Below are 15,973 nucleotides of genomic sequence, written 5' to 3'. Positions count from 1 at the left end.
CCATACTTGATGCAGAATCAAAAGTATTTGACCAATACCGGTCTTAATCTGCAAAGATAAACCGGGCAGACTGCGATCCATCGAAAATCCATCGTGGATCGCAGCCAAATGTCCCAACTGTCCAAGCCCTTCGCCATGGGCGAGCGCACGCTCTCCAGCCGCATCGCCGTGGCGCCGCTGACACGCTCCCACGCAGAGCCGTTTGTCGCCAACCCCGATCCGGTAGCCCGCCTGGCGCACAACTGGACGCGCAGCATCGAACCGGGCGCCATCCGTGACGTTCTGAAGGGCCTGCCGCGATGAAATCGAACACCGCACTGCTCGCCCTCGCCATCGGCGCATTCGGCATCGGCACCACCGAGTTCACGCCGATGGGCTTGCTCCCGGTTATTGCCGAGGGCGTCAACGTCAGCATTCCCACCGCGGGGATGCTGATCACCGCCTACGCCATTGGCGTGATGGTCGGCGCGCCCGTAATGACGCTGCTGTTCAGCCGATTCGGCAAGCGCACCGCGCTGATGGCGCTGATGGCAATCTTCACCGTTGGCAACCTGCTGTCGGCACTGGCACCGGGATACGGCACGCTGCTCGCGTCCCGCCTGGTGACCAGCCTCAACCACGGCGCATTCTTCGGCCTGGGCTCGGTCGTGGCCGCAAGCGTGGTGCCGAAGGAGAAGCAGGCCAGCGCCGTGGCAACGATGTTCATGGGCCTGACCATCGCCAATATCGGCGGTGTGCCAGCCGCCACGTGGATCGGTCAGCAGGTTGGCTGGCGCCTGGCGTTCGCTGGCACGGCCGCGCTCGGGCTGGTTGCGATCGCCGCGCTCTGGCTCGCCTTGCCCAAGGGCGAGCGCGGTACACGGCCGAACGTGCGACGCGAGCTGACCGTGCTCACCCACCCGACTGTGCTGCTGGCCATGGCGACGACAGTGCTCGGCGCGGGCGCGATGTTCACGCTCTACACCTATGTGGCGCCGATGCTCGCCAGGCTGACTGGCGCATCCGACAACTTCGTTGCATTGGGTCTGGTACTGATCGGCGTGGGCTTCACGATCGGCAATCACCTTGGCGGCAAGCTTGCCGACCGCTCGCTGGACGGCGCGACGACGGCCTTCCTTGCCGCACTCGCCGTCATCATGCTGGTACTGCCGTTCGCGCTGCAAAGCCATGTCGGAGCGGCCATCGGTCTGCTGGTCTGGGGCGCGGCAGCCTTCGCCGTGGTGCCGCCGCTGCAGATGCGCGTGATGGAAGCCGCTGCGGAAGCGCCCGGACTCGCGTCGTCGATCAACGTCGGCGCCTTCAATCTCGGCAATGCGGTGGGCGCCGCGCTCGGCGGCGGTGTCATCAGCCTCGGACTCGGCTACGCCGTCGTACCGGTAGCAGGTGGCCTGCTGGCGGCATCGGGCGTGCTGCTCGTGTGGCTCGGCCGTGCCAGCAAGCGCGCCGCGCAGCCTGTGAAGGCATAACGCGCCGCTGGCACGAGCTTGGACAGCGCCACAGGCTACAGTTGTCCGCGCTATGCGCCTGCCGTGTCCGTGGCAGGCGCGAGCCGCAGCACGCAGTCGACGCCGACCACGCCATTGGCGCGCACGAACAACGGGTTGATTTCAGCCTCGGCAACCGTGACGCCCTGCACAGCGGCCAGACGCGAGAATCGGACGATCGCGTCAGCCAGCGCATCTACGTCGCCCCGGGGCAGCCCACGGAAGCCACGAATCAGGCGCGTCGTGCGTACCTCCTCGATCATCTGCATGGCCTCTGCCGGCGTCACCGGCGCGGGGCGAAGACTGACATCGCGGTGAAGTTCGGCGGTGATACCGCCGGCGCTGAGCATGACCATCGGCCCCACCAGCGGGTCGTCGCGGAAGCCCAGCATCAACTCCAGCAAACGATCTTCCATGCGCTGGACCAGAATGCCGTCGATGCGCGCGGCGGGCGCGCCGCGGCGCGCATTGTCCATCAGGCGTTCGGCGGCGGCGGCCAGTTCCGCGTTGTCGCGCAGGCCAACTTGCACACCACCGATCTCGGTCTTGTGCAGGATGTCGCGCGAGCAGATCTTGGCCACTACCGGGTACGGCACGGCGTGCTGCAGCGCCCCTTCGGTCACCAGTTCCGCCGTCGCGATCGGCACGCCCAGCGCACCAAACACCGTCGCTGCCTCAAGCTCAGAGAGATCACCCAGCGTCGGCAAGCCAGCCGGCCACTGCACGGGCAGACAGGATTCGGACGCGTCTTCGCCGACATGCGCGCCTCGGAACAGGCACGCCAGCGCATCGGCACAGCTCTCCGGCGTGCGGAATGCCGGCACCCCCGCCGCCTGCAGCAATTGCAGGGACTCCGGAGCTTCCGGAGCCAGGAACGACAGCAGCGGTTTGCTGCCGACGCCTGCAGCCTCGACGATCGGCTTGACGGCAAGCTGCGGATGAAACTGCGCTGACGAGCCCACCACGCACAGCACGGCGTCACACCAGTCACTCAGCCGCATCTGCTCGACCAGATCCCGGTACTGGGCACTTGTAGCCGCCAGCGTCAGGTCGATGATCGGTGTCTGGCGAATCTTCACGCCGCGCTCAGCCATATGCGCGACGAACGATGCGGGTGGCGGCACCGCTTCCACGTCCGCCAGGCCCAGGCGGTCCACCACGGTCGCTGCGCCACCGCCCGTGGTGGTCACCACGGCCACGCGCGGCGCACGGGTCAGCGCCGGCACATGGCTTGCGTAGCGCAACGCCAGCGGTGCGGCTTCGAACAGCGTTTCAAGCAATTCCACGCGCATCGCGCCATGCTTGCGCAGGAAGGCATCGACCGCCGCATCGTTACCGGCCAGTGCCCCCGTGTGCGATTGCGCAAGCGCCTCGCCCTGCTCGGAGCGACCTAGCTTGTAGACCAGCACCGGCTTGCCCGCAGCACGCGCGCGCCGGAGCGCGGGGCCCAGCACCGCCGCATCGCGAATCGTTTCGAGGAACAGCAGGATGACTTCGGTAGCCGCGTCGTCGACGAGCAGGTCCACCAGTTCACCCACGCCGATGTCGCTTTCGTTGCCGACCGAAACCAGCTTGGCAAACCCGAGCCCACGCGCCGCGCCGCGCGACAACAGCGCGCCCAGCATGGAGCCGCTTTGGGAGATCACGCTGACAGGACCGCGATGGAGCGTATCCATTTCCAGCACGGCGTTGACGGAAAGCACGGCGCCGCTGTGCACGTCGACCACGCCGATGCTGTTCGGCCCCAGCAGCCGCACGCCCAGTTCACGCGCTCGCGCCGCCAGCGCCTGCTGGGCGGCCATGCCAGCCTCGCCCACCTCGGCGAAGCCGTCGGAGAAGACCGTCACCACGCGCGCGCCACGCGCGGCGGATTGTTCAAGTGCCTCGGCCACCTGCGCGCCCGGCACCATCACAAACGCGTGGTCGATCGCCGCTGGCAGCGCCGCGACGCTTGGATACGCCTGAAGGCCCATCACCTCGCTACGCCCGGCGTTGACCGGGAACACGCGCCCCTGGAAACCATGCTTGCGCATGAAGCGCAGCGGTCGGGCCGTATTCTTCTTTTCGTCGGCCGAGGCGCCTACGAGCGCGACAGCATCGGGGGTGAACAGTGCCCGAGCCAGTTGTTCGCGCGTGATCCGTTCGGTGGATCGCTTCGTGTCGTGATCGACGCTAGTCATGGTGTTTCGTGAAGAAGATTGGATGTCGGGAAATGATCAGCCCACCTGGAGCTTGTCCAGGGCCAGCGAGCGCAAGGGCCGGTCGTCCAGGCGCCAGAGCGCGTCGAGCAAACGGGCGGCGTGCACGGAGCCGAGCGCGGGGGCGCTCAGTTCCATGAACTTGTCGCCAAGCGTCGCGTCGTCAAGCGGGGCTTCCGGGTCACCAAGGCGATATGGCGCGAAGTGCGCGTGACGGCTGCCATCGGTCATCTCGATTTCCACCCGCGCCGCGCGCTGCTTCGGGAAGGCGGCAGTCAGTTCGGGATCGGCCGTCAGCCGGATCTTGCTCATCAATGCGCGGATGGATGCGTCAGCCAGCCTGGCCGGTTCAAACGCGTCAAGCCGAACCGCGCCATGCAGAATGCCGTGCGCCACCACATAGGGCAGGCTGAAGCGGGCTTCAAAAGGCGTTTTCGGGTCGAAGTTGCCGGTCACATCCAGTGCCACCTGATAGGTGCGCACGTTGACCGCCGCGATACGCGCTGGCGCCAGCGCGTTGTCACGCATGATGCGCATGGCGGCATCAATCGATGCGAACGTATGGCCGCAACAGCCATGGTTCTTCTGCGTGATGCGTGTGATGTTGAAGTCAGTGCCCAGGCCGTTGGTGACACCGCTCCAGTCCGGGCTACCGCACATCGCCGCCCCGAAGCCAGCATCGCCTTCGAGAATGTCGTGCACGCCCGTCACGCCATGCGCGGCGCCCTGCGCAGCCTGAACGCCAACCTGTGCCGCATGTCCGGCATGCAACGCCTTGGTCATCGCGTCGGACCGGAATGCCTGCTGCAGGCCAGAGGCGAATGTCGTGGCCGTGGCCATGGCATCGGCGGCGGCACGTGCATTGCCGGGCGCCGTCAGAACGCTGCCAGCGGCCGCGGCGCCGATGCAGCCCACGGTGCCGGTCGTGTGGAAGTAGCGATAGTGCGCCGGCTGGATGGCCGCCCCGATGCGTGTGCTGACCTCGTAGCCGGCAATCACGGCACGCAGGAAGTCGGTGCCGCTCGCGTCCCGATGCTCCGCCAGCGCAAGGGCGGCGGCAATCGTCGGACACCCCGGGTGGTAGATGGCATCGCGGAAGATGTCGTCGAACTCGGCCGCGTGCGAGGCGCTGCCGTTGATCCAGGCCGCCAACCCCGGAAAAGCCGTGGTGGCATGCCCGACCAGCGTGCTGCGCCCGACGCCGGTCTCCGTCTGGTGCGCCGCAACAAGCTGGCGTCCGGGCGCCATCGGCACGCCGGCCATCAGGGCGGCAAACCAGTCGATCACAGCGCGTCGCGCGTGGTGCATGACGTCGTCCGCCAGCGTCGCGCGGGCCTGGTCGCCGACGTACTCGGCAAAATCGTCGATCAGCATTCCATGTGTCTCCTGAGCAGGAATGCCTCCCATGGTACGAACGGCAGCCGCCCCAGCTTTGACGATTCGAGAAAGCTCCCGCGCCAGAACGTGTATGCGGCGCGCAAGCGGCTGGTGCATACTCCGGCTGGCACGACCATCGCGCCAGCTTTTCCAAATCGAGCACGCACACCCATGGACATCGCCTCGCTTGCCATCCTGATCGCCGCTATCGAGGAGAAGAGTCTTTCACGCGCGGCCGAGCGAGAGAATCTCGTCACCTCCGCGGCCAGCAAGCGGATTGCCGAACTGGAACGCCGCGCGGGCACGGCGCTGCTGCGTCGCCATGGACGGGGCGTGGAGCCGACACCGGCGGGCGCCATGCTGTATCAGCGTGCCAAGGCCATCGTGCGCAGCGTGCAACTGGCGCAGGACGCACTGGCCTCCTACTCGATGGACGGCATCGCCAAGATTCGCCTGGCATCGAACCGGTCGACGATCCTGCAATTCCTGCCGACCGATATCAGCGGCTTTCTCAAGCACGACCCCGATGCCCGCATCGACCTGATCGAGGCATTCAGCTTCGACATTCCGCGCATGGTGGCCAACGGCGATGCGGACATCGGCATCTATCACGCGCGCAGCCCGAGCCCGGGCGTGTACTCCCTGCCCTACCGCAAGGACCGTGTCGGACTGGTCGTGCCGCGCGGCCACCCGCTGGAGGCGAAAGGGTCGCTGCGGCTCGAGGAAGCACTGGACTACGACTTCCTTGGCTACTTTCCGCGCCATACGTTCGACGCCTTCCTCACCCTAGTGTCAGGCACGATCTCGCGCCCGCTGACCGTGAAGACACAGGTCTCGAACTTCGAGGCCCGCTGCCGCATGGTGCGCGAAGGCCTGGGCCTTGCCGTGGTGCCGGAGGGCATCGCCAGGAACTACCTGCAGATGATGGGGCTGTCACTGCTGACTCTGCGCGACGCATGGGCCGAGCGAGAGTTCTACGTCTGCGTGCGCGACAAGGAAAGCCTGCCGTCCGGCGTGGCGCGGCTGCTCGAATACCTGAGCCGCTGCGAGGCGATGGAGCAGCATTTCCTGAAGCCGCGCTGAGACCGCACTGCCGCCACGAGTACCCATGATGCCGCGATCGCGCATGACAGCCGCAATGAAGTCTGCGTTTCCATATCGTCAAAGCTCGGGTACGTCAGCTCTCTAAGATGAAAAACAGCCACCCACCCTGCCTTGAAAGGGGGGCGCTGATTACAAGATTCATCGGAGACAGCAATGAAGAATTTCCTGCGGCACGCCGCCGTCGGGCTGATGCTCGCCTGCGCCGCGACCGGCCACGCCCAGCAGCCGTATCCCTCCAAGCCGATCCGCGTCGTCGTGGCGTTCACCGCCGGCGGCACCACAGACATCCTCGCGCGTGAAGTCGCGCAGCAGATGAGCAAGGCGCTTGGAGAGAGCGTGGTGGTGGAGAACCGTCCCGGCGCGGGCGGCAACATCGGCACGGACTTCGTCGGCCGCAGCGACGCGGACGGCTACACGCTGCTGGCCACGTCGGTGGGCCCTGTGGCCATCAACCCGACGCTGTATCGCAAGCTCAAGGTCAATCCGCAAACCGACCTGCAAGCGGTGGCCCCGATCGCCGATGTGCCGAACGTGCTGGTGGTGTACCCCGGCCTGCCGGTGAAGTCCGTGCAGGATCTCGTCGCCTATGCGAAGGCGCACCCGAACGGCCTCAACTTCGGCTCCACCGGCGTGGGCACCGCCGCGCATCTGTCGGGCGTGCTGTTCAACGAGCGTACCGGCGCGAAGACCACACACGTGCCATACAAGGGCGCCGATGCACTGAACGACCTGTTGGCCGGACGTGTGCAGTTCATGTTCGCGACGATTCCGTCGGTGATTTCCCATATCCGTGGCGGTCAGCTTCGCGCCATCGCCGTCACCTCACGCAAGCGTTCGTCGGCGCTGCCCGATGTGCCCACCATGGCGGAAGCCGGTGTGCCGAACCTTGTCACAGGCGCATGGTTCGGGCTGTTCGCACCCAAGGGCACGCCGCCGGAAATCGTCGCCAGGTTGAACAAGATCGTGACCGATGCGCTGAGCCAACCCGAGACGCGTGGCAAGTTCGCGCAGCAGGGCGCAGAGTCGATGAACATGACGGCCGATGCGTTCGGCAAGTTCGTGGCGGCCGAGTACCTGACGTGGAAGCCGGTGGTGATCAGTTCTGGCGCCCGCATCGACTGAGTCGACCATCTGGGCGCGGCACCCTTCCCGCAAGAAAAAGGGCCGGTCTCATCGACCGGCCCTGCTGTTTCTGCAACCTTGCGGCTATCGTAATGAGAAGGACTCAAGAAGACCGCGTTCGGGACTGCTAACCTTTTCGACAAACTGTTAGCCTTGACGATCTGAACAACCGGGGTCTTCGCATTCGCTTCGAGCGTCTGGCCGACATTCACGAAGCATTTCTCACACTCGATTGCTCGATCATCTGCTGGAACATCTTCAGACGAATAGATCCGTGTTTTTGAATCCGTCTCTCAGTAGCTGATCAAGCCGCAGCTCACTGAGTGGATCGGTCGGTACATACACGTTCAAACGCAGATCCTGTCGATCCCCGACATCGAACAGTGTGTATCCCAGCTTCAGTTCTCCAACACGAGGGTGCACGAAAACTCGATCTTCTTCCAAACGAGAAGCCACTTCTGCATCGCGCCAAAACAGATCGAACGAAGCACTCTTCATTTTCAGGTCAGCAACTAGCTCTTCCATCTCCGGAATATCTGCTTCGATCAGATCGAGTCGGAACTTTGCGACGGCTTTTCTGGCGTCTCGCTCCCAATGTTGCATCAAGCCTTTATGTCGTTCATCGAGAAAAATCAACGAGAGTACATTTGGGGCATGATCTAGTGACGAGAGATTAATTCCGAAAAGAGCCTCCGCATAGTGATTTGCGGCAAGAATGTCCCAGCGCATGTTGATCACAAATGCGGCGCCGCGAATCGCGTGCAATAGGCGAACTAACCCCTGGCTGACATCCTGTCTCTTAAGTAGATTACGACCAGTACTTGGCTGCAATCCGCAGAGTCGAAACAGATAGCGGCGCTCGGCCTCGTTGAGCCGCAATGTGCTCGCTAACCTTGATAGCAGTCTTGGCGAGACGCTGATGTCACGCCCTTGTTCCAGCCACGTGTACCAAGTCAGGCTCACGTGCGTCAAATACGCAATGTCTTCTCGGCGCAGCCCTTTCGAGCGCATCCTGCCCGTATGGCAGATTCCAAAGTCATCCCGGCTGAGCTCCGCGCGCTTTGCTCTGAGGAACTCGCTCAGATCCGCCCTCGGCTTCGCCGATCTCTGGTCCTCCTGCATCTCCACGAAGTTGCTCCTTACTCAAGGTTGCTTGGAAGACACATTGCGTGACGTGGTACTGGAAGTAATAGTACAACGAAGCCTATTGGGCACCACAAACTCCGTCGCTAGTATCGGTATTACCCGATTCCATCCTCCCACCAACTTGCTTAGTAAAAGGACTTGATATGCAGGAACCTATTTCCGAGAAGAGTCTCTTTGCGATGATCGCGAACGGGAGGCTGCCCATCCCGCCCGCGGCGAGATTGCTTGGTCTTGAGGTTGTTGGCGCGACGCGCGGGACGGTGAGTCTTTCGTTCAACGCTGACAAGGCATTCTTGAATCCAGCGGGAAAGGTGCAAGGCGGCATGCTGTCTGCAATGCTGGATGAGGCAATGAGCATTGCCACACTCACGTCGCTTGATCAAGGAGAGCACGCACTGACCATGGAGATGAAAGTCCAGTTTATCGCTGCGGCGCGGGAAGGCGCCATCCGTGCCGAAGGTCGTCTGATTGCATTGGGTGACCGCGTCGCGTTCGTTGAAGCGGACCTGCTTCAGGAAGGCAAGTTGATTGCTAAAGGTAACACAACATTACTGGTTCGGACGTCTAAGACGTCCGTTTGAAAATTCAAGTATGGGCGATTCTGCGTAGCTGCAAGCCGCCCATCGCGATATAGACCATAGCTTCCGATACGTCGGTTCGCCGCTCGTAATCCCTGACCAGCCAACGCCAACGGATCATCCAGCCAAAGGTTCGCTCAACTTCCCAGCGCCTGGACAGCACAGCAAAAAACCGACCCGCTCCTCATGGCGAAAGGTGCGCAACGCGAGAGAGACGATCCGAATCGGCCCATCTCTCCCGCATTGCGAATCCTGAAGTCCTAGGCTTGTGCAACATCAAGCGCGAACCTCATTGATCAGCGATTCCCTTGTGCACCTACCCCACGGCGGCTGTCACTTGAGATCGAAGCGGTCCAGGTTCATCACCTTGCTCCACGCCGCCACGAAGTCCTGCACGAATTTCTCCTGCGCGTCCGCGGCACCATAGACTTCGGCAACCGCCCGCAGCTCGGAATTCGAGCCGAAGACCAGATCGACGCGCGTGCCGGTCCATCTTGGCGTGCCCGTCGCCCGGTCGCTGCCCTCGAACACCTCTCTTTCCTCCGACACTGGCTTCCACTCCGTGCCCATGTCGAGCAGGTTCACGAAGAAGTCGTTGGTCAGCGTGCCAGGGCGTTTCGTGAAGACGCCGTGCTGCGAGTTGCCGAAATTGGCGCCCAGCACCCGCAGTCCACCGACAAGCGCCGTCATCTCCGGCACGGTCAGCTTCAGCAGTTGCGCCTTGTCCACCAGCAAAGCCTCGGCCCGGACCGAGAACTTGCCCTGCAGGTAGTTGCGGAAGCCATCTGCGATGGGTTCCAGCACCACCATCGCATCCAGGTCCGTTTTCTCCTGCGTAGTGTCCATGCGTCCCGGCGAGAACGGCACTGTCACATCCTGCCCGGCGCTCTTTGCCGCCTGCTCGACGCCCGCGCATCCGGCCAGCACGATCAGGTCAGCCATCGAGACCTTCTTGCCACCGCTCTGCGATTTGTTGAATTCGCTCTGGATGCTCTCCAGCTTGGCCAGCACCTTCGCCAGTTCGGCAGGCTGATTGACGTCCCAGTCCTTCTGCGGGGCCAGGCGGATGCGCGCGCCGTTGGCGCCACCACGCTTGTCCGAGCCACGGAACGTCGAAGCCGACGCCCACGCCGTCGAAACCAGTTGCGGTACCGTCAGCCCCGAGGCCTGCACCTTGGCCTTGAGCGCGGCGACATCCTTTGCGTCGATCAGCGGATGATCGACCGGCGGGATGGGGTCTTGCCACAGGAGCTCCTCCTTCGGAACTTCCGGGCCAAGGTAGCGCGCGCGCGGCCCCATGTCGCGATGGGTCAGCTTGAACCACGCCCGTGCGAATGCGTCGGCCAGTTCATCGGGATGATCGTAGTACCGGCGCGAAATCTTGCCGTAGATCGGATCGAAGCGCAGCGACAGATCGGTCGTCAGCATTGAGGGCGAACGGCGCTTCGACGGGTCGGCAGGGTCGGGCACGGTGCCGGCGCCGGCATCGCCCTTGGGCTTCCATTGATGCGCGCCCGCGGGGCTCTTCGTCAGTTCCCATTCGTACTCGAACAGGTGCTTGAAGAAGTCGTTGCTCCACTTCGTCGGCGTAGTGGTCCAGATGACCTCCAGGCCGCTGCCGATGGCATCACCGCCCTTGCCGGTGCCAAAGCTGCTGCGCCAGCCAAGGCCCTGTTCCTCGAGGCCCGCGGCTTCGGGCTCTGGCCCCACGTGCGACGCCGGGCCGGCGCCATGGGTCTTGCCGAAGGCATGACCGCCCGCGATCAGTGCGACGGTTTCCTCGTCGTTCATGGCCATGCGGCGGAACGTCTCGCGGATGTCGATGGCTGCGGCAACCGGGTCCGGGTTGCCATTGGGGCCTTCCGGATTTACATAGATCAGGCCCATCTGCACCGCGGCCAGCGGATTCTCGAGGTTCCGCTTACCGCTGTAACGCTTGTCCGCCAGCCACTCGGCTTCATTGCCCCAGTAGACGGACTCGTCCGGCTCATAGACATCCTCGCGTCCGCCGCCGAATCCGAAGGTCTTGAACCCCATCGACTCCAAGGCCACATTGCCGGTCAGAACGATCAGGTCGGCCCACGAGATCTTGCGGCCGTACTTCTGCTTGATCGGCCAGATAAGCCTGCGTGCCTTGTCCAGACTGACGTTGTCCGGCCAGCTGTTGGTGGGCGCGAAACGCTGCTGGCCAGCGCCGGCACCGCCACGCCCATCGCCGATGCGGTAGGTACCTGCCGCGTGCCAGGCCATCCGGACGAACAACGGGCCGTAGTGCCCGAAATCCGCCGGCCACCAGGACTGCGAATCGGTCATCAGCGCTTCCAGATCCTTCTTGACCGCCGCGAGGTCGAGACTGTTGAACGCCTTCGCATAATCGAAGGCCTCTCCCATCGGATCGGACAACGGAGCGTTCTGGCGCAGGATATGCAGATTCAGGCGCTCGGGCCACCATTCCTGGAGCGCCCGGCCGGCGCCGGCGGGATGTAGAAATGGGCACTTTGCTTCAGTTGTCATGCGAGTCTCCTTTGATCGACCGTACTCAACGTAACACCATGCCTCAGCCACTCGCCCGCATCCGGAGCCCCCTGAAGGACCGCCACGGATACCGGGCTGTATCGGACATCACAGCTGCCCTACCATCCTAGAACGCGATGCCAGCGTACCGAAGAAATTAAAACAATCCAGGCGTACCGGCGGCGGGCGGATGTCCCTGCCTGGCAGCAGGACTTCTATAGTGGGGAGTACCAGAACAACAGTCGCGATAGGCGCGTCGGAGGATGCAATCATGGCCATGGCTAGCACGCTGGCTAGGTGCCTTCACAACCGGCAGAGCCGGTTCGACACCGTGGATCGCCCCTGTAGCACCGGGGATCGGCTGGCCAAGACGGTCCTGCTGGAAGATCAGCGCGGCTACGTCGCGGCAGTGATTCCCTCGACGCACCACCTGAAACTGTCGGAGATCCGCGCGCAGACCGGCCGCCAACTATCGCTTGCCCGCGATTGCGGCGTGCGCGAGGTGTTCAGGGACTGCAGCCGTGGCGCGATTCCGCCTGTCGCGATGGCCTATGGTACGCAGACCTGGCTGGACGACAGCCTGCTCTCGCATCCGGATGTCTACTTCGAAGCGGGCGACCACCGGGCATTGGTGCACATGAGTACCGACCAGTTCGTCGACCTCATGGCTGACGCGCAACGCGGGCACTTCTCGCACCGGGATATGTAGGGCAGGCCCGAAGCGCGGACGAATTGCCTGCAATCCCCCGGTGCCATCGGCATAAATTGCCGGTACCACCGGGTGGCGACCCTTTGCCCGCCTGCCTGCGAAACCCCACGCGCCTGAGGACCGGGCGCCGCAAATCCCCTGACGCTGGTGTGCCTGCTGGCGCATTCCCAGCCTTCACGATGCGACCTTCACGCATCCGTATCTCTCCCCAAATCGTCTGACCGCGAGCTATACGGAACGCATCAGTCACTTTTTGCTGCGTCCGTGTCTACCTGACACAACATGTAAGTAAATTTACAATTTAAATACGAATCGTTATCATTCGTACTTCTATTTGTATTTGATCTGGCAGTGAGCCGCCCCCTCCGATATGCGTTTGAAATGCCTCGCCGTCGTCGCCGGCACCCTGCTCTCGTCCACGCCCCACCTCCGGGCGCAAACGGTTGGCACAGCGGACCCACTGCCTACAGTCGTCGTGACAGGCACCCGTTCCGAGAAAACACTCGATGAAACGCCGATCCGCACGGAGGTCGTCGACCGTCAGGAGATCGAACGCACGCACGCACGCACGCTGAAGGACGCGCTGGAGAACGTGCCCGGCCTGCAGCTGCGCGAGATCCACGGCAAGTCCGGCTATGAGGTGACCCTGCAAGGGATGACCAGCGACCAGGTGCTGATCCTGATCGACGGCCTGCCGATCACGGCCAGCACCGGGTCGACCGTTGACGTTTCCCAGTACCTGCTGGCCGAAGTCGACCACGTCGAGGTGGTCAAGGGCGCCAGTTCCGCGCAGTACGGCAGCTCGGCCATGGGCGGGGTGATCAACGTCATCACGCGGCCCATCTCGCGCGGATTCTCGGCTGCCGCAACGGCCGATGCAGGCACCTATGGCAGCCAGAACGCCGACGGCTCGCCCGGTTCCCTGCATGGCAACATCCGGCTCGAAGGCGGCAACGAACAGTTCCGCGCACGCGTCACCGCCGACGCGCTCGACAACAAGGGCTATGCCGTGGAGCCCGACGGCTGGACACGGCACGGCGACAAGATTCGCCGCGAGCAGTATGCCGGCCGCCTCGAATGGCTGCCCAGCACCGCCGGCAGCTTCTGGTTCGATGCCAGCGCCTATCGCGAGACCGACGAACAACGCTACCAGTACTACGCGCCGCCCAACTACGTCCCGCAGCGCAAGACCGAAGACATCGATCGCAACCGCTACACATATGGCGGCCAATGGCGCTTCGACAATGGCGTGCGCGCCCGCCTGGCCGGGGTGCACGAGACCTACGACAGCACCTCGCGCGAGTATTCGAACGGCTTCCAGACCGCGACGCGCAATGCCGCGCAGCAGACCGACCATGTCTCCGCGCAGTTCGACATGCCAGCCTGGTATCGACAGCTCTGGCAGTTCGGCGGCGACTTCCACCGCGAAACGCTCGACCAGAACGTCAACGGCACGTCCGAACTGGCCGGCAAGGGCAGCGCCGAACGGCAGGCCGGCGAGCTCTACCTGCAGAACGACATCCTTTTCAACGAGACGTGGGAAATGGTTGTCGGCCTGCGCGGCCAGCATGACTCGGACTTCGGCGCGCACTTCGCGCCCAAGGTGGGCGTACGCGCGAACCTGCTGTCCAACGACACCTGGAAGGGCGTGCTGCGCGCCAACTACGGGCAGGGCTACCGCGTGCCGAACCTGAAGGAGCGGCACTACCTGTTCGATCACAGCTCGCTTGGCTACATCGTCCTGGGCAACCCGAACCTCAAGCCGGAATCGTCGAACAGCTTCCAGCTCGGTGGACAACTCACGTGGCGAGACCGCGTCACGCTCGATGCCAACCTGTTCTACAACCACGTGACGGACCTGATCCAGACCGACATGACCAACTTCACGATGGTCAACGGCATCGCGGTCTACACCTACCGCAACGTGGCGCGCGCCCGCACCCAGGGCGCTGAGACGGCGCTGCGCTGGCGCGCGACCAACCAGTTGAACCTGACAGCCGCCTACACCTACACGTCGACCGAGGATCTGAACACAGGCAGCGAACTGACCCGCCGGCCGCGGCATATGGGCCGCGTCGGCGCGGACTGGCGCGTACTGCCCGCCACCGAGCTATCCGCGCGGGCGCGCTTCCAGAGCAGCGAGCTGACCGACTCGGCCACCGGCGCGCGCTCGCCCGGCTGGGGCACGCTGGATCTGGTGCTGAACCAGAAGCTCGGCCGCAACGTGACCGCTTTCGTCGGCGTGAACAACCTGTTCAACCGCCAACGCGATTTCGCAAATGCCAGTGACTTCGGGCCCGTGGCGGGCCGCTTCATCTATCTGGGCGCACGCTTCAACGTGGACGTCGCCCGCTAATCAGAAACAAACCAGAGACAAACGGGGAAATCAACAATGAAAGCCAGACTCGCATCGCATCACACCACGCTGCGCCTGCTCGGCGCTGCCGCGCTGACGATGGCCCTGGCCGCCTGCGGCGGCGGTGGCGATGACAGCAGCACATCCACCGGCGGCTCCACGGGTGGATCGACAGGCGGCACTACCGGCGGCACCGGAGGCACGACCACGCCGCCGGCCACCACGTCAGCCTTCACCCAAACCGCGGAATGGACGTTCAAGCTGCCGGCCGCCAACGCATCGGTCTGCTACGACTTCAACGCCAAGGCACAAGTCGACTGCACGGGCACTGCGTGGGACCTGAAGGTCAAGAGCAGCACGAACGGCATGAGCGCCTCGCTCTGGACCAACAGCGGCACCAGCGGCACCGGCAACGGTGGCGCGTTCGGCGGCCCGTTCGACCATACCTGGACCGCGTTGTCCGCATGGAAGAACGCCACCACCGACCCTGTAAGCGGCGCGCTGCCTGCCACCGTCTTCCTGAAGGACTCCGCCAGCGGCGTGTTCTCCGGCACCAACGACATCGCCTCCGCGGTGTTCGAGTACGGCGTGACCGGCGCCGCAACCGACCACTCGCTCTACCCCACCTTCCGCACATTCCTGATCACAGCCAACAGCGCGTCGGCCGATACCACTGGCACGGTAGCGTCGCCGGTGTTCGCGCTGCAGGTCACGGGCTACTACGGCGGCGCCGGTGGCACGACCTCGGGCTATCCGTCGATCCGCTACATCGACCGCAGCGCCCCCGGCAACGTGCGGACGGCCACGATCAATGCGTCGGGCAATGACTGGGTCTACTACGACCTCGCGGCGAACGCAGTCAGCACCGCCAGTGGCACATGGCATATCGCCTTCAACCGCTACAGCATCAAGCTCAATGGCGGAGAGTCGGGCACCGGCACCGTGGCGGGCTTCCTGGCCAAGACGCCGGCCGGTTTCTATGACACGTCGAACAAGCCGGTGGCGTCGATGTTCACGAACACCGGCAACGCCGCCAGCACCCTGGCCGATCTGACGGCTGCCGACCTCGCGCTGCCGGCCTCGGCCAGCGCGTGGAAGAAGGACGCCACCGCATCGGTGCTGAACCCCGCCTATACCGGTAGCTATCCGAATCCGATGAGCTTCGGCTGGTACACGTACTACCCCACTGCCGCTGCTGCCGCCGCCAACGGCTTGCCTTCCGTCGCCCACCTGATCAGCGCCAACAGCGATGCCGGCGGCCTGATCCGTGGTGGCGAGGGCACCACGTACGCGCGCTTCCACCTGACGAAGATCGCCTACGCGGACCCGAACGTGAACAGCAGCACCCAGACCTGGACGATCAATTTCGACGTCCAGCCCTGATC

The 15,973-nt window shown here is 64.0% G+C and carries 12 protein-coding genes and 2 pseudogenes; 9 read left to right on the top strand and 5 right to left on the bottom strand.

Going from position 1 to position 15,973, the window contains the following annotated elements:
• Positions 1 to 108: 108 nt before the first annotated feature.
• Together B2246_RS23650 and B2246_RS23645 are read left to right on the top strand one after the other, a co-directional pair.
• The gene (locus B2246_RS23650; protein ID WP_286881108.1) at positions 109 to 303 is read left to right on the top strand and encodes a hypothetical protein; all 195 of its coding nucleotides are present in this window, start codon (positions 109 to 111) and stop codon (positions 301 to 303) included.
• Positions 300 to 1,466: an MFS transporter gene (locus B2246_RS23645; protein WP_286881109.1), complete on the top strand. Its 1,167-nt coding sequence runs from the start codon at positions 300 to 302 to the stop codon at positions 1,464 to 1,466. Before B2246_RS23650 ends, B2246_RS23645 begins: the two co-directional genes overlap by 4 nt.
• Positions 1,467 to 1,516: 50 nt before the next feature.
• Here the strand turns inward: B2246_RS23645 and B2246_RS23640 are convergent, their stop codons facing one another.
• The gene (locus tag B2246_RS23640) at positions 1,517 to 3,664 is read right to left on the bottom strand and encodes an acetate--CoA ligase family protein (RefSeq protein ID WP_286881110.1); all 2,148 of its coding nucleotides are present in this window, start codon (positions 3,662 to 3,664) and stop codon (positions 1,517 to 1,519) included.
• A gap of 36 nt (positions 3,665 to 3,700) precedes the next feature.
• Positions 3,701 to 5,056: an MmgE/PrpD family protein gene (locus B2246_RS23635; protein ID WP_286881111.1), complete on the bottom strand. Its 1,356-nt coding sequence runs from the start codon at positions 5,054 to 5,056 to the stop codon at positions 3,701 to 3,703.
• Positions 5,057 to 5,230: 174 nt separating this feature from the next.
• On the opposite strand from B2246_RS23635, the gene B2246_RS23630 reads away from it, so the two are divergent.
• The 3 genes and pseudogenes from B2246_RS23630 to B2246_RS23620 all read left to right on the top strand — a co-directional run.
• Positions 5,231 to 6,142 carry a LysR family transcriptional regulator gene (locus B2246_RS23630; protein ID WP_008652125.1) on the top strand — a complete coding sequence of 304 codons (912 nt, stop codon included), beginning with the start codon at positions 5,231 to 5,233 and terminating at the stop codon, positions 6,140 to 6,142.
• 174 nt (positions 6,143 to 6,316) lie between these two features.
• The gene (locus B2246_RS23625) at positions 6,317 to 7,285 is read left to right on the top strand and encodes a Bug family tripartite tricarboxylate transporter substrate binding protein (protein WP_286881112.1); all 969 of its coding nucleotides are present in this window, start codon (positions 6,317 to 6,319) and stop codon (positions 7,283 to 7,285) included.
• A gap of 164 nt (positions 7,286 to 7,449) precedes the next feature.
• Positions 7,450 to 7,569 (top strand): annotated as a pseudogene (locus B2246_RS23620) (IS5/IS1182 family transposase); the annotation flags it as partial.
• Here B2246_RS23620 and B2246_RS23615 read toward each other — a convergent pair.
• Positions 7,544 to 8,407 (bottom strand): helix-turn-helix transcriptional regulator, encoded by an 864-nt coding sequence (locus B2246_RS23615; protein ID WP_286881257.1) that lies wholly within the window; start codon positions 8,405 to 8,407, stop codon positions 7,544 to 7,546. The pseudogene B2246_RS23620 and the gene B2246_RS23615 overlap by 26 nt on opposite strands.
• A gap of 167 nt (positions 8,408 to 8,574) precedes the next feature.
• Here B2246_RS23615 and B2246_RS23610 point away from each other — a divergent pair, with 167 nt between their 5' ends.
• Positions 8,575 to 9,012 carry a PaaI family thioesterase gene (locus B2246_RS23610; protein ID WP_286881113.1) on the top strand — a complete coding sequence of 146 codons (438 nt, stop codon included), beginning with the start codon at positions 8,575 to 8,577 and terminating at the stop codon, positions 9,010 to 9,012.
• Between the two features lie 4 nt (positions 9,013 to 9,016).
• Here the strand turns inward: B2246_RS23610 and B2246_RS23605 are convergent.
• Positions 9,017 to 9,201 (bottom strand): annotated as a pseudogene (locus B2246_RS23605) (transposase); the annotation flags it as partial.
• Positions 9,202 to 9,342: 141 nt separating this feature from the next.
• A complete protein-coding gene (gene katG / locus B2246_RS23600) occupies positions 9,343 to 11,523 on the bottom strand; it encodes a catalase/peroxidase HPI (protein ID WP_286881114.1) in 2,181 nt (726 codons plus the stop codon).
• Between the two features lie 271 nt (positions 11,524 to 11,794).
• Here katG and B2246_RS23595 point away from each other — a divergent pair, with 271 nt between their 5' ends.
• The 3 genes from B2246_RS23595 to B2246_RS23585 all read left to right on the top strand — a co-directional run bounded on the left by B2246_RS23595 (position 11,795) and on the right by B2246_RS23585 (position 15,971).
• Positions 11,795 to 12,232 carry an aminoacyl-tRNA deacylase gene (locus B2246_RS23595; protein ID WP_008652122.1) on the top strand — a complete coding sequence of 146 codons (438 nt, stop codon included), beginning with the start codon at positions 11,795 to 11,797 and terminating at the stop codon, positions 12,230 to 12,232.
• A 475-nt stretch (positions 12,233 to 12,707) separates the two neighbouring features.
• Positions 12,708 to 14,588, top strand: coding sequence for a TonB-dependent receptor plug domain-containing protein (locus B2246_RS23590; protein ID WP_234819133.1), 1,881 nt, complete (start codon positions 12,708 to 12,710; stop codon positions 14,586 to 14,588).
• Positions 14,589 to 14,624: 36 nt separating this feature from the next.
• On the top strand, positions 14,625 to 15,971 hold the full coding sequence (locus tag B2246_RS23585; protein ID WP_035880988.1) for an HmuY family protein: 1,347 nt from the start codon (positions 14,625 to 14,627) through the stop codon (positions 15,969 to 15,971).
• Positions 15,972 to 15,973 lie beyond the last annotated feature (2 nt).

It is taken from the genome of Cupriavidus sp. UBA2010 (genome assembly GCF_002335265.1).
GTDB lineage: Bacteria > Pseudomonadota > Gammaproteobacteria > Burkholderiales > Burkholderiaceae > Cupriavidus > Cupriavidus metallidurans.
This window is presented reverse-complemented; position numbering and strand designations above follow the sequence as displayed.

Coding starts and splice junctions, on each gene's coding strand:
- B2246_RS23635 (WP_286881111.1), bottom strand. CDS start 5,056: ATGCTGATCGACGATTTTGCCGAGTACGTCGGCGACCAGGCCCGCGCG.
- B2246_RS23585 (WP_035880988.1), top strand. CDS start 14,625: ATGAAAGCCAGACTCGCATCGCATCACACCACGCTGCGCCTGCTCGGC.
- B2246_RS23640 (WP_286881110.1), bottom strand. CDS start 3,664: ATGACTAGCGTCGATCACGACACGAAGCGATCCACCGAACGGATCACG.
- B2246_RS23645 (WP_286881109.1), top strand. CDS start 300: ATGAAATCGAACACCGCACTGCTCGCCCTCGCCATCGGCGCATTCGGC.
- B2246_RS23650 (WP_286881108.1), top strand. CDS start 109: ATGTCCCAACTGTCCAAGCCCTTCGCCATGGGCGAGCGCACGCTCTCC.
- B2246_RS23595 (WP_008652122.1), top strand. CDS start 11,795: ATGGCCATGGCTAGCACGCTGGCTAGGTGCCTTCACAACCGGCAGAGC.
- B2246_RS23615 (WP_286881257.1), bottom strand. CDS start 8,407: ATGCAGGAGGACCAGAGATCGGCGAAGCCGAGGGCGGATCTGAGCGAG.
- B2246_RS23630 (WP_008652125.1), top strand. CDS start 5,231: ATGGACATCGCCTCGCTTGCCATCCTGATCGCCGCTATCGAGGAGAAG.
- B2246_RS23625 (WP_286881112.1), top strand. CDS start 6,317: ATGAAGAATTTCCTGCGGCACGCCGCCGTCGGGCTGATGCTCGCCTGC.
- B2246_RS23610 (WP_286881113.1), top strand. CDS start 8,575: ATGCAGGAACCTATTTCCGAGAAGAGTCTCTTTGCGATGATCGCGAAC.
- katG (WP_286881114.1), bottom strand. CDS start 11,523: ATGACAACTGAAGCAAAGTGCCCATTTCTACATCCCGCCGGCGCCGGC.